14 protein-coding genes are annotated in these 11,957 nt (G+C 59.3%); 9 read left to right on the forward strand and 5 right to left on the reverse strand.

Going from position 1 to position 11,957, the window contains the following annotated elements; translation table 11 throughout:
* Positions 1 to 27: 27 nt before the first annotated feature.
* Positions 28 to 1,029 (reverse strand): helix-turn-helix domain-containing protein, encoded by a 1,002-nt coding sequence (locus QDT69_RS23600; RefSeq protein WP_279708880.1) that lies wholly within the window; start codon positions 1,027 to 1,029, stop codon positions 28 to 30.
* Positions 1,030 to 1,253: 224 nt separating this feature from the next.
* Entirely contained in the window at positions 1,254 to 1,736 is a 483-nt protein-coding gene (locus QDT69_RS23605; RefSeq protein WP_279708881.1) for a DUF2721 domain-containing protein, read from the reverse strand.
* Positions 1,737 to 2,111: 375 nt separating this feature from the next.
* On the opposite strand from QDT69_RS23605, the gene QDT69_RS23610 reads away from it, so the two are divergent.
* From QDT69_RS23610 to QDT69_RS23640, 7 genes are all read left to right on the forward strand, one after another.
* Entirely contained in the window at positions 2,112 to 2,597 is a 486-nt protein-coding gene (locus QDT69_RS23610) for a DUF992 domain-containing protein (protein WP_279708882.1), read from the forward strand.
* A gap of 124 nt (positions 2,598 to 2,721) precedes the next feature.
* Positions 2,722 to 3,024 (forward strand): hypothetical protein, encoded by a 303-nt coding sequence (locus QDT69_RS23615; RefSeq protein ID WP_279708883.1) that lies wholly within the window; start codon positions 2,722 to 2,724, stop codon positions 3,022 to 3,024.
* Between the two features lie 570 nt (positions 3,025 to 3,594).
* Positions 3,595 to 4,266, forward strand: coding sequence for an outer membrane beta-barrel protein (locus QDT69_RS23620; protein WP_050423712.1), 672 nt, complete (start codon positions 3,595 to 3,597; stop codon positions 4,264 to 4,266).
* Between the two features lie 196 nt (positions 4,267 to 4,462).
* Positions 4,463 to 4,816, forward strand: coding sequence for an HdeA/HdeB family chaperone (locus QDT69_RS23625; protein ID WP_279708884.1), 354 nt, complete (start codon positions 4,463 to 4,465; stop codon positions 4,814 to 4,816).
* 211 nt (positions 4,817 to 5,027) lie between these two features.
* The gene (locus tag QDT69_RS23630) at positions 5,028 to 5,891 is read left to right on the forward strand and encodes a helix-turn-helix domain-containing protein (RefSeq protein WP_279708885.1); all 864 of its coding nucleotides are present in this window, start codon (positions 5,028 to 5,030) and stop codon (positions 5,889 to 5,891) included.
* A 129-nt stretch (positions 5,892 to 6,020) separates the two neighbouring features.
* Positions 6,021 to 6,770 carry an outer membrane beta-barrel protein gene (locus QDT69_RS23635; RefSeq protein ID WP_279708886.1) on the forward strand — a complete coding sequence of 250 codons (750 nt, stop codon included), beginning with the start codon at positions 6,021 to 6,023 and terminating at the stop codon, positions 6,768 to 6,770.
* A 144-nt stretch (positions 6,771 to 6,914) separates the two neighbouring features.
* Complete coding sequence (locus QDT69_RS23640) at positions 6,915 to 7,511, forward strand: hypothetical protein (RefSeq protein ID WP_279708986.1); 597 nt, start codon at positions 6,915 to 6,917, stop codon at positions 7,509 to 7,511.
* A gap of 431 nt (positions 7,512 to 7,942) precedes the next feature.
* Here the strand turns inward: QDT69_RS23640 and QDT69_RS23645 are convergent, their stop codons facing one another.
* Complete coding sequence (locus QDT69_RS23645; RefSeq protein ID WP_279708887.1) at positions 7,943 to 8,101, reverse strand: hypothetical protein; 159 nt, start codon at positions 8,099 to 8,101, stop codon at positions 7,943 to 7,945.
* 28 nt (positions 8,102 to 8,129) lie between these two features.
* Here QDT69_RS23645 and QDT69_RS23650 point away from each other — a divergent pair, with 28 nt between their 5' ends.
* Positions 8,130 to 9,068, forward strand: coding sequence for a biotin/lipoyl-binding protein (locus QDT69_RS23650; RefSeq protein WP_279708888.1), 939 nt, complete (start codon positions 8,130 to 8,132; stop codon positions 9,066 to 9,068).
* 61 nt (positions 9,069 to 9,129) lie between these two features.
* Positions 9,130 to 9,561: a hypothetical protein gene (locus QDT69_RS23655; protein ID WP_279708889.1), complete on the forward strand. Its 432-nt coding sequence runs from the start codon at positions 9,130 to 9,132 to the stop codon at positions 9,559 to 9,561.
* Between the two features lie 707 nt (positions 9,562 to 10,268).
* On the opposite strand, the gene QDT69_RS23660 is transcribed toward QDT69_RS23655, so the two are convergent.
* Both QDT69_RS23660 and QDT69_RS23665 read right to left on the reverse strand, forming a co-directional pair.
* Entirely contained in the window at positions 10,269 to 11,057 is a 789-nt protein-coding gene (locus QDT69_RS23660) for a 3-hydroxybutyrate dehydrogenase (protein WP_279708987.1), read from the reverse strand.
* An 85-nt stretch (positions 11,058 to 11,142) separates the two neighbouring features.
* Positions 11,143 to 11,934 (reverse strand): acetoacetate decarboxylase, encoded by a 792-nt coding sequence (locus QDT69_RS23665; RefSeq protein WP_279708890.1) that lies wholly within the window; start codon positions 11,932 to 11,934, stop codon positions 11,143 to 11,145.
* Between the last annotated feature and the right edge of the window lie 23 nt (positions 11,935 to 11,957).

Genomic DNA, 11,957 nt, shown 5'->3' on the forward strand with positions numbered 1-11,957 from the left:
CGCGCTCGGGTAAAGCAAATGCTGCGACTAGTGAAGCCGTCCCACGAAGACTTCGGTTGGCAGTGTCGTGGGCCGAATGAGGCGGACATCGGGATCCTGCGCGGGCCGTCGCAGTGTTTCCGAGGGTAGCTCTCCAAACAGCGTGCGGTAGGCGACCGAGAAGCGCCCGAGTTCCCAGAACCCGTAATTGGTCACGATATGGGTGACGGTCGCCTTGGATGCGTCAGCGCGCAGCAGCGCGCGCCGGACCAGATACATTCTTCGCATCGTGAGATAGCGGATCGGAGCCATGCCGAGATGTTCCTCGCAAGCCGATCGCAGCGTTCGCTCGGAAACGTCGGTCGCAGCGCAGAGTTCGGTCAGATAGATGGCACGGTCCGAGTTTTCAGCTAGATAATGCTCGAGCCGCGCGATGATCGCATCGTGGCGCCGCCTGCCAGCGGTGGTCTCGACGCCGGCGCCTTCGGCAAGGCATCGAACCATCAGATAAGACATTTGTTGTTCGAACCCTCGACGTAGCTCCGGCGATTCTAGAGCGTCCGGCGTCGTACGGGCTAACTCGCCAACGGTTTGGTGCATCTTCAATAGGCGCGACATCAACTCCGGGCGGGGCCGAACCACGCGCGTTGCCAGCTGCTTTTCCAGAAAGTCAGCTCCAACGACGGTCGCCAGCGCTGCACTCAGTTCATCCTCGGGGAGCGACATTCCACAATAGCGATGGTTGGCGCCGGTGCGCTGGTGCTGCAACACGTCGAGCTTGTCGATGACGATATCGCCCGGCGCGACGTCCATGCCGCAGTGCTGAATCGAGGGGCCTTCCAACTGCGGCAGAAAGCTGATGGATCTGCGACCGGGCCGAACGGCAAATCTAGCGATTTGAGGCAGATTCACCTCGTACCGGCTCATCCAAAGCCGATCCAAACCAATCTGCTCAATCTTCAGATCGAGCTGGCCACGCTTCGTCGGAAATACGTTGGTCTCCATTCCTTGAACGGCACTCGGGCAAAGCAGCGGATCCTCGATCCTCATCCTTCTAACCCAAAACACTTCGGATACCTCCGCAACATTTGGATGCCTGAGAGAGATCGCTCGAACGAAACATCGTCTTCTAAAATGTAGGTTGAAATCCTATCGCATACAACGTCCGTTCAATGAAGTCATTTTTTGAAAAAGGGCAGTCGTGTCTCATGTTGGCGCATCCAGCTCCCGACTTGGTCTGGGCCATCACGAGGAATGATGGACAAATAGAGCGCTCAGACGTTTGAATTTTGAAACGGGTCATTTTGCCGCGGGCTTCGGCTTGGTTTGTGATGACTGAGATCATGCAGCGACAGGCGGGCCTCGCGGACCAGATCCACCAGCGAAAGGGTGAAGAAGCTCAGTGCAATGACAAAGAGCAGGGCAACCCCGTACTCATGCTGAAACTGGAAGAAGGCGGAGACGAACGCCAGGATCACCAGGAGCGACGTGACAATCGCGCTGATCGTCGAAAGAACGATCGCCTTGTTCAAAAGCACCGCTCGGCGCCTGAGGTGCGGCATGTCGGGGTGCGTTGGGGAAATGTCGACGTCGATTGTAGCGTGCAGTGCCTGTAGCCTGTCGACAATGCGGTTCATCCGCCCGATCAAAACCGAAACGAAAGCTGCAACTGCGCCAAGGAGAAATGCTGGTGCCGTCACCTGCGAAATGACCTGCGACAGGTGCGCGGCGGTCGGTGTGTCGATCAGCATCTGCATCCTTTTCTCCGTTAACCAGGTACGCGCGTCCCGAATCTCAGGCGCAGTCGGGGTGAAATGCCCGGATTGGAAAATCGGCTAGCGCGCGCTTTCAACGATCGACTATGCAATTTTTGGCAGAGCAACCACTGGTTTGTCCAGCCTCGTCGTTCCCGCCTACGCCGGGCGGACGCGCGCAAGGGTAAAGCGGCTCGGCTATGGGCCGCCCCGTTGTTCAGCCGCCGAGGTGCGATTTTTCGCTCACGGCGGGTTCGGCCTGCCGATTTTGCATAGTCTCGTCGGCCCCGCGCATGCTCGTCTACGAAAAGCAGAAGGCGGTTCGGGACTAGCGCCTGCCCGCGATCAACGAGGTTTTGCGAGATGATCGGGAAGCGAATGCGCGCACAGGTTCTGGCTGTCCTCTGCGCCTTTGGGGCATGGTCTGGCTCTGTGTCTTCCGCGGGCGCCCAACAGGCATCTTGGACCCAGATCGGCATGCTGGCGTGCAAGGTCGACCCTAGTGTCGGGTTTATTATATTTGGCCATCAATCGATGTCATGTCGCTTTACTCAAAACCCGCCGTTCCCGATTCAACTCTATGAAGGCGCGCTCAACACCGTCGGAATCGATATCGGCGTTTCGGCCGGAGGCGCATTCGCTTGGGCGGTTCTTGCTCCGACGGCGGGCCCCCCGGTCGGAGCTCTCGCCGGCGAATATGTCGGGGCATCAGGCGATATCGGCCTCGGCCTAGGCGCCGGCGTCAATGTCCTTGTCGGTGGCTCGGGGCGGTCATTTGCATTGCAGCCCGTTTCCGTAGAGGGATCAATTGCCATTGATGTCACCGTCGGCCTTTCCGGCCTGCAGCTGCGTCCGGTCTATTGAAGCTCCACACCTTTTTTGGCGTGACGGGATGGGACGCGGCTCCAGTTCGTGGTGCAGAAAGCGCTTGGCGGGAGCGAGCGCGCGGAGATAGGCGAGCCAACAGGAAAACAAATCGGAAGACCCGGTGCCAACTGACCTGTCGAAAACATGGTATGTTTCGTTTGAGGTGCCGAAGAAGGTGCGCAAAGCATCGGCGCAACGACGTCCGAGACAAAGTGAGAGCTTTCCGACCAAGCTCGATGCCCAGAGGTTTGCGCGCGAGAAATTCGAGCAAGGATACATCGTGACCGCGGGCACCATCAATCCCTGCACGCCGCGACGGGCGATTCCCTCGACGCTTATTCACCATTGGCTTGCGGAAATGTCCGAGCCGCCATTTGTCGAGCCGGCCTCATTCGAGGACGCCAAGGAGGCAGATCTGCCGTAGGAGCCGACTGCAATGCCGCGGCCTATGCATTGGCACATTTTGCATAGGCCGTTTAGGCGTGTTGTCGATATCGTTCCACGAAGATCGAGGAATACGTCTTGCGCGCGACTGAAAAGTTGGGCGCCAAACGCGCGGCAATTGCATTCGCTGTGTCCTCCGTTTTGATTTCTGCTCCAGCGGAATTGCCCGTGCTGGCGACGATGATCCGCCGAAGACGCCGCTGCATTTCGCACGCTGCTGACCATGATGGCGTTCGGCAAAGTTCAACCAAGCCAGAGCACCCGACTGCCGCTACAGGTCACCGGACTGTCAGAATTTGCATATTCGTCAACCCGCGCGCGTTGCACCAAGAGGCAATTCGCGAAGGTAGGCCTGTGGTCAACGTCGGTGGCGCGGTGCTTCGGCTGCGGCAACTGCGCCACAGGTGGAAAATTTGAAAGCAGGCGTCAGATTCTGCATAGCGGGTTGCGCGCGCCAGATGCGATTTGATGCAGCACGAAATTCTTCAATCACTCAGGTGGGGCCATGAATAGGATTAGTAAGTTTGCAGTTGCGATCGCGGCTTCGGGGATGATGGGCGGCTATGCGATTGCGGCGGATTTGCCGGCGTCGCCCGCCTACAAAGCGCCGGCTCCGGCTGTCGCCGTCTATAACTGGACGGGGTTCTATGTCGGTGGCAACGCTGGGTATGGCTGGGGTAACCAGGACCCGCTGGTGCTGTTCTCAAATAGGTTCGATCGCGCCGGTTTCGATATCAACGGCGGTATGATCGGCGGTACACTGGGCGCGCAGATTCAGCAGGGATATGTTGTGCTCGGTCTGGAAGGTGACATTGACTGGGCCAACATCAGCGGCTCGTCCGTAGTAACACCCAGGATTTTCGGTCTCGGACAGGGCGTCACGTTGAACACCTCGTCGAGCATTAGCGCGCTTGCAACGGCGAGGGCGCGGGTCGGCGTCGCCATGAACAACGTCTTGCTCTACGTCACCGGCGGCGGAGCCTTCGTCAAGTCGAGCGCCAATGCATCGACCATTGCCGGCGTGCCCTGCGGCACGCTTGGCGTCCTGCCGTGTTCGGGCTCGTCCTGGCGTCCGGGGATCTCGGCTGGCCTGGGCTTCGAATATGGCTTCACGCCGAACTGGTCTCTGAAAGCCGAGTATCTCTACACGAAAGTCGTCGGCACCGGAGTGAGCACGGATGACCTGAATATCGTGCGCGCCGGCGTCAACTATCGATTCTGAGCGGAGCCGCATTCTCAGTCGCCCCGACAAGCTGCGTGCCAGTCTGCGCGGTGCAGACCATCTCGTAGTGTTGCCTTGATCCTGATCGCGCATCCGAGCCGACGGTTTCAGTTCGGATGCCGGTCGAGCCGACGGCGTTTCACAATTCGATCGCCGGAATCTCTCCACCTCTGATCGACTTACGAATGGAGTCCCAATGCGTTCGAGATTGCTGCTTTCTGCTACGCTGCTCGTTGTCGCCATGACGTCAGCCAGGGCCCAGGTGCCGCTATCGTCTTATGTTGATGCGAATGGATTCATCGACGTCCAGACGCTGACCTGCGCGCAACTCGCAGGGACCTATCAGGAAGACGCTGATGCGCTAACGGCCTGGTACAGCGGGTGGTACAACGGCCTTGCCAAGAAGCATTTCCTCGACCTGCGTAAGGGCAAGATCGCGGAGCACGAGGTCATCGTCTACTGCAAGGCCAATCCCGAAAAACGCATCATCGATGCCATTGCTGTGGTGTTCAAAGCCGAGCGGGAGCTGATGGGCATTCAGATGAAGTAGATCGTCCGCGAGCGGATCGGTCATCTGCGGACCCGATCCGCTCGTGCAGTTTTGTCGAAGCAGCACACTTTCATCCTATCTTCTTCGCTTGAATTGCCGCTCTGACGGGCGGAGTGCTTTAGAATTGAATGATTTCGGGGAATACACCGACGCCATTCGGGGCGCGAGGGTGACATTTCTAAAGTCCGCTCCGTCCTCGCACCGGTGGGGCGTGAGGTATCTCGCATTGCGTCGCGCGATTCTTCAATTCGGCGCAGACGGCGGCCCGGGAATCGTCCATGGCGTCACCGACCTGAATTTTACGACCCTGATTATCCAGTCGTCCAACTTCGACGATCGCGTCCTGCTCGATGGCACGCGGTGCCAAGCGTCGGACCTGGTCATTTTGCCTCCGGGTTGTCACTTCACCTTTGTTCGTTCCGGTCACGTCGAATGGGTAGCGTGGTCGTTGCCGCGGGAAGAGAGTATTGCAACGAAGATCCTTCCCGCGGTCACGAGCCAGGCTTCGCCGAGGACGGCCAAACATCTCGTCCGGTTGCCAGAACGAATCGCATTGCGTCTGATCGAAGCATCGAGGCAGGCTCTGCGTTCTATCTCCGATTCTGCTCCCGCCGACCGGCCGGTGATCGCCTGGGAGACGGAGCTCGCCTTGATGGATGAACTTGCTTACGTCTGGGACAATCGCGCAAGCGAAGCCCTGCTGCCCAACAAATACACGATCGGGTCCGAGCGTATCGTTCTGGAGGCCCTCGAGTTCGTGAGGAAAAATCCGGAAAGCATCATCCATATCAAGGATATCGTAAAAGCTACCAAGGTGGAGTACCGAACCTTGCTGCGCGCTTTCGAGCGCTATCTAGGCTTCTCGCCCAAGCACTATCTGAAGCTGCGGCAGTTAAATCTGGTTTACCATGAGATCCGTCACATGGGTTCGGCCGGCAGGCTCGTCGATATCCTGGTAGCCCATGGCGTTACCGAGTTCGGCAGGTTTGCCGGCCGCTACCGGTGGCTGTTCGGCGAGTTGCCATCCGAGGCACATCGCCGGTCTAGCGCATTGAGGCCTGACAAATCGCTGTGAGTTTGGAGTGGTGTTTTGGTGCAACACCACAGTGAATTGGCCGGCTATGACAGTTTCTGCATACCAACTGAGTGAAGGTCGATGGCACATGGCTCATGTGTTCTCCACCTTCGATGAGGTTGTCAGGTTATGAAAAAAGTTGGTTTGCTTGCCACGGCGGCGGTGATGTCCGTTGCGTTCACCGGTATTGCAAAGGCCGCGGACCTTCCGCAGCGGCCGGTCTACAAGGCGGCTCCGATCCCGGCGCCGATGATGTATAACTGGTCCGGCTTCTATCTCGGCGCGAACGCCGGATATGGCTGGAGCAACCAGTGTGTCGATCTCACCGCCATCAACGGAATTGGCGGTGTCTTCGCGGAAGGTTGCAATAGCAAAGGCGGCGGCATCGTCGGTGGCCAGCTTGGCTATCGTTGGCAGGCCGGACAATTGGTGTACGGTCTGGAAGCGCAGGGCGACTGGGCCAACATCCGCAACACGCGCATCAGTGCTCAGGATCCGGCCCGCGCGTACAAGTCGACCCTCGCCGGCTTGGGCCTCTTCACGGCTCAAATTGGCTACGCGGTCAACGAGGCCTTGTTCTACGTCAAGGGTGGCGGCGCGGTTGGTAGCCAGGACTTTGCCGTCCTCGACAGCGTGACCGGCACGGGCCTCGCTTTCGCGAAGCGGACCCGCTGGGGCGGCGTCGTGGGCGTCGGCTTCGAGTACGGCTTCTCTCCGAATTGGACGGCCGGCATCGAGTACGACTATCTGTGGCGGGTGAACGAGAGCAACACTTTCTCGACGCCGTCATTGGCGCCCATCGCGTCGATCACCACCAACACGAAGACGGATGCGAATCTTCTCGCAGTTCGCCTCAACTACAAGTTCGGTGGTTACTAATGAAGAAAGGTGGCCGGCCGGCTCGGCCGGCCTCCATTCTCTCCCATCATGCCTCGGCAGGACTATCCCTGATTTTGGAGTTGAATCATGTTGTCGAATACGATGCGTGCAGTTGCTTTTCTCGGTGCTCTGACGGTCGCAAACATGGCCCTAGCGCAGGATACTGCGCCCCATGCACCGCTAAAGACGATCGGGGCCAGCAAGCCCGAGATCGTTCCATCGCTGATCGTCTTCAACTCCAGGGGAGCAAACCTGCAGCCGGGCAAACTGGTTCTTACTGGCATTGCGCCAAATGCGATCATATTTGCGGATCGGCCGGTTCGCTCGGCTGGCCATGACCTGACCAGTCATATCGTTGAAGATTGGGGAGCCGGCAGCGACAATTTTGCAAAGAATCCGCCTAACGCCACAGTGTCCGTATTCCAGAAGGACGGCAACACCGTGCGCGATGTTGTTGTTACCTTGAAAAATCCCAAGCTCGAAGGCGACAACCTTGCCTTCGATGTCGACCTTCTCGAAGGTGACATCAAGGGCGCCGATGGCCCTGCCTCCGTCTTCATCGACATCATCGGCCTTCCCTTTACGCCGCTTTCATTCGCGGGTGTTGCGCGACGCACGGCCTATCGGGGTGCGTATTACGCTGGAGCCGCCGCCGCGGCCGGTGCCGCAGCAGCTTACGCGTACGGCCCGTATTATCGGCCACCCGTTTGCGGGTACTATCCTTATCCTCCATGCTATTAACGGAACTGCGCGTAACCTGGCCCGGCGTTCTTGCGCCAGGCCGGGCCAGTTTCGGTCTGACGCCCGCGCTGGATCTATCCGGCGCGCGCACTACGGGTTTGAAGGCCGAGCCCGGGCAACAGATCGGACGCCGCGGCCGGAAGTCGCGGCTTGCCGAATCTGCATAGCGGGTCGCCGCATTTTCGGTAGCTTGGCTAGCGGACGAGATGGCGCTTAGCGTGTCAGGCCCGTCCACCACGGAAAGGGAGTAACCACGCCGCCATCGATTCTGAAGGCTCGTGAGGGGACGTCGAAGTTCTCCCGGCTTCAAGCGACTCTCATAGAGATCGCATCTGGGTCGGCTAGATGCGAGGCGACAGTCGTGGATGCAAGCATTTGGCCGATACTGCCGTGCTACCGGGCTTGTTGGTGCGCAATCCGGTACTCGCCAGTTAGAGGAATTCGATCGTGCTCATCATCCTGACGCTGTACTTGATCCTGGTGTGGCTCGTCTTCTTCAGGATCAAGTTGGTGCGATGGGGCTGGGCGTCCGGCACCGTCGCAGGACTGTTCGGCGCCTTCATCCTCGCGACGTTCCTCGCGATGTTCAATTACCTCACCCCGTCGGGAAGCTTTGTCGTGATTTCCCGCGTCATGGAGGTTACGCCGAATGTCTCCGGCGAGGTGATCGACATTCCGGTCAAGCCTAACGAACCGGTGAAAGCCGGCGCCGTGCTGTTCCGCATCGATCCAGCGCCGTTCCAGTACAAGGTCAACCAACTTGAAGCCTCGCTCGCCCAGGCGCGCCAGCAGGTCAAGCAATTGACGGCCAGTTACCAGCAGGCGACTGCAAATGTCGACGGGCTGACCAAGCAACTTGCCTTTCACGCCCAGCGGCTTTCCGATTACCGAAAGCTCACCAGCGAGCAGGCGCAGACCGAGTTTCGTCTGCAAGACGTCCAGGTGCAATACGACACGGTCGAGTTTCAGCTTCAGGCGGCCAAGGCGGCGCAACTGAGTGCGCAATTGGGGATGGAGTCGGAAATCGGCGGGGTCAACACGACGGTCGCGCAGATCCAGGCACAGCTTGACCAGGCCAAATGGGAGCTCGAGCAAACGACGATCCATGCTGTCGGCGACGGCGTCGTTACGATCATGGCCCTGGCCGTCGGCGACCGTACCAACCCGGCGCGCTCGGCGATGTCGTTCATCGTCACGGACGATATCCTCATCGCTGGCACGTTCTCGCCCAATGGCTTCAAGACCATCAAGCCTGGTGCGCGGGTCAAGCTCGTGTTCGATGACGATCCCGGCCGCATCCACGAAGCGACGGTAACGGCTATCCCGCAGGGCGTGGGGCAGGGCCAGATCGCGGTCTCGGGTACGCTGGCGCGCGTCGGCTCGATCGGCGGCGCCAAGGTCTATCCGGCCGCCATTTCCGTACCGAAAACCATCGACCGCAGTCAGCTCAGGCTCGGCATGCCCGGCACCGCCACCGTGTTCGCGGACAACGCCGGCGTCATCGGCTTGCTCATGTCGATCTTGGTATGGATCGGTTCGTACACGGCATATCTATAGACGCCTTCCGTTTCACTCCCGGCTCGAATCGGTGGTCCACTTAGGCATCCCGGAGGAGAAAATGAGTCTTCGATCTGCATGCACCGCTGCCACCATCGTCTCGGTCGTTCTTCTCACCGAGGTATATTCGGGCGCCCGCGTCTACGCTCAGCAATCGACGGGCCAATTGCTGATATCGTCAGGTTTCAATCCCATCGCCGCCGCCACGCCGGAGATGCTGAAACGACTGATGTCGTTTCCGCCCAATCAATTCCAGCTGCGGCAAAAGGGCGGGCGACCCTACTATGTCTACGCCGATCCCACCGGATGCACCTGTGCGTATGTCGGCAGCGTGGCCGCGATGAACAAATATCGCGCCAGCTTTGGCGTATTGCCGGCAGATACGCTTTCAGCAGGTGGCTTTACGGATCCCGAGCAGAACCTGATCAACAGCATGGACGACGACGAGGCCTCGGCCGAGTTCAATAACGATGTGTTCGGTCCGGACTTTTAAGCCGCTCGGATGAATCAATGGATACTTTCAATCGTAGTCACCGCGCTATGCCGTCACCTTGTCGGACACGAGCTTCCGAGCGAAAGGCCAACTCTAACTGTTCCGGGCGAACAGCAGGAACTGGGACCGGGCGGCAAACGACCGTCGTGGCGGCGTCGTCGAGCCTTGCGATCATCCAATTGGCGCATGCAAAGGGCGATCGGAGTGGTTACGCCAGTCCCGACCAGCGCATCGTCGAGGCGATCGCAGTAGCATGCCTGGCACACGGGATAGGTTGAATGTTCTGGCGTCATTGGGTCCCGACCGTTCGGGAAATGATAGTCGAATATAGAAAGGCATTCGACGAGAGCCAGCCCTAAACGCTTAACGGAATAATTCCGACTTGCCGTATCGGCGCCGACCAGCACCGTGGCGTCCACTCGACGACGAGCCGAGCTGTCAAAATGACGAGTCCGTGGCTGTCCTCTCGCAGGGGCGATGGTTCGTTTGCAACTCCGTCGGTGCGCAATGCAAACATGTGCCGCAGTCCCGTTTCTCGCAGGCACCTGCGATGCAGGAGATCATTGCCAGGTAGAGGGCTCTTGTTCTTGATTATCAACCGACTCAGCCAATTAGTCGTTCTCGTGTTTTTGCGAGGGGGCGAGGGCAAGCAAATCAACCCCCTTGGTGCCGTGCTTTTCGAAGTCCGCAAGAATGCCCGCATCGCCTTACGCGGCCGTCCAGCCTCCATCGACGGGTAGGTTGGTGCCGGTGACCTGCGCGGCATCGTCGCTGCACAGGAACAGCGCAAGCGAGGCAACTTGCTCGACCGTAACGAATTCTTTGGTGGGCTGCGCAGCGAGCAAGACATCATGAATCACCTCATCTCTCCTCATCCGACGTGCCTCCATCGTGTTCGGGATCTGCTTCTCCACAAGCGGCGTCCAGACGTAGCCGGGGCTGATGCAGTTGCAGGTGATCTTCGATCTGGCGAGTTCCAACGCCACCGTCTTGGTGAGACCCGCGATGCCGTGCTTGGCGGCGACGTAGGCCGACTTGAAGGGCGAAGCGACCAGCGAATGCGCCGAGGCTGTGGTGATGATGCGGCCCCAACCGCGCCTCTTCATGCCCGGCACGGCTGCACGGATGGCGTGAAATGCGGCCGACAGGTTGATCGCGATGACCGCGTCCCACTTCTCGATCGGAAACTCATCGACAGGAGAGACGTGCTGGATGCCGGCGTTGTTGACCAGGATATCGACACTGCCGAAGGTCTTCTCTCCGAGTGCGATGAGCCCAGCGATTTCGCTCGGCTTCGCCATATCCGCGGGGGAATAGATCGCCTTGACGGCGAAGTCGCGCTCGATCGCGGAGCGCTCCCTCTCGACATCGGCCGGCGCACCCATCCCGTTGAGCACGATATTGGCGCCGGCACCGGCGAACGCACGGGCACACGCAAGGCCTATGCCGCTGGTCGAGCCGGTCACAACGGCCGTTTTACCCTTCAGAATTCCCATCTTGATTACCTTCGTCTGTGTCTCGTAAGGAAAGAACCGAAACTTTCTAAGCCGCGACTTATCCCGGCTTGGCGCGACGTTGCACTCAGAAGACCAGCGCTCTCTCGTCGGCCCGGAGCGAGCGTCGAGCCGGCTGTCGCAGATAGTCGTGGACCACTTTGCCGAGACCGAGCGTGAGGTCTGCACGGATGTGAACGGCGGAAACGATCTCCAGAACCGGGAGCTCGGCAACGGGTGCCAGAGCGTGGGGCGTCAAGGCGAGAGCTGCGGGCCCGGTCCAGGCGCCTTTCAGCACGATGTCCTCGAGGTGGTATTCGACCAGCTCGCAGATCCGAGGACTGCCGTCGACGTGAGGAATGATCTTGAGCAGGAAATTCGGTTCTTTGAGAGCGGCGTTGACATGCGCCAGCTCGACCTCGCGATGCTTGTAGCCCATCGTTCCCGTTGCGACCCGCAGCGGGCCGTAGTCCAGCGTACCGATCAGGGTATCGATCTCGGTTCGCAAGGTCGGCTGCGCGAGCTTCTTCGGAAAGCCCCAGAGCTCGCGTCCACCGGCAATGGGCCCCTCGTCATTGAGAAACATGCAATGCGTATAGCCGCCCTTGCGCCCGCGGAAAGAGACGGGGATGACCTGGCCGCTTTCCGTGTAGTCGCCAAACCCGTTGGAGTCCGGCATCCGAATGAACTCATATTTGACCAGAGCTTCGCACTCGTCGAATTCCAACGGTTCGGGCACGATTGCGCGCAGCTTTGCCGGATCGGTACGATAGGTGATGATCAGGTACTCGCGGTCGACAAAACGATAGGGTCCCGGCGAATAGGCCGGGCTGGTCAGCGGCATTGCAAAAGCCCGCTTGAGGACGTCATTCTCGCGCATTTTGGGTTCTCCGTAAGACAGTA

It is taken from the genome of Bradyrhizobium sp. CER78 (genome assembly GCF_029846235.1).
Lineage (GTDB): Bacteria > Pseudomonadota > Alphaproteobacteria > Rhizobiales > Xanthobacteraceae > Bradyrhizobium.

Excerpts from the sequence above, each read along its gene's own strand:
- QDT69_RS23600 (WP_279708880.1), bottom strand. The coding sequence starts at position 1,029 with ATGAGGATCGAGGATCCGCTGCTTTGCCCGAGTGCCGTTCAAGGAATG.
- QDT69_RS23605 (WP_279708881.1), bottom strand. The coding sequence starts at position 1,736 with ATGCAGATGCTGATCGACACACCGACCGCCGCGCACCTGTCGCAGGTC.
- QDT69_RS23610 (WP_279708882.1), top strand. The coding sequence starts at position 2,112 with ATGCGCGCACAGGTTCTGGCTGTCCTCTGCGCCTTTGGGGCATGGTCT.
- QDT69_RS23620 (WP_050423712.1), top strand. The coding sequence starts at position 3,595 with ATGATGGGCGGCTATGCGATTGCGGCGGATTTGCCGGCGTCGCCCGCC.
- QDT69_RS23625 (WP_279708884.1), top strand. The coding sequence starts at position 4,463 with ATGCGTTCGAGATTGCTGCTTTCTGCTACGCTGCTCGTTGTCGCCATG.
- QDT69_RS23635 (WP_279708886.1), top strand. The coding sequence starts at position 6,021 with ATGAAAAAAGTTGGTTTGCTTGCCACGGCGGCGGTGATGTCCGTTGCG.
- QDT69_RS23640 (WP_279708986.1), top strand. The coding sequence starts at position 6,915 with ATGGCCCTAGCGCAGGATACTGCGCCCCATGCACCGCTAAAGACGATC.
- QDT69_RS23655 (WP_279708889.1), top strand. The coding sequence starts at position 9,130 with ATGAGTCTTCGATCTGCATGCACCGCTGCCACCATCGTCTCGGTCGTT.
- QDT69_RS23660 (WP_279708987.1), bottom strand. The coding sequence starts at position 11,057 with ATGGGAATTCTGAAGGGTAAAACGGCCGTTGTGACCGGCTCGACCAGC.
- QDT69_RS23665 (WP_279708890.1), bottom strand. The coding sequence starts at position 11,934 with ATGCGCGAGAATGACGTCCTCAAGCGGGCTTTTGCAATGCCGCTGACC.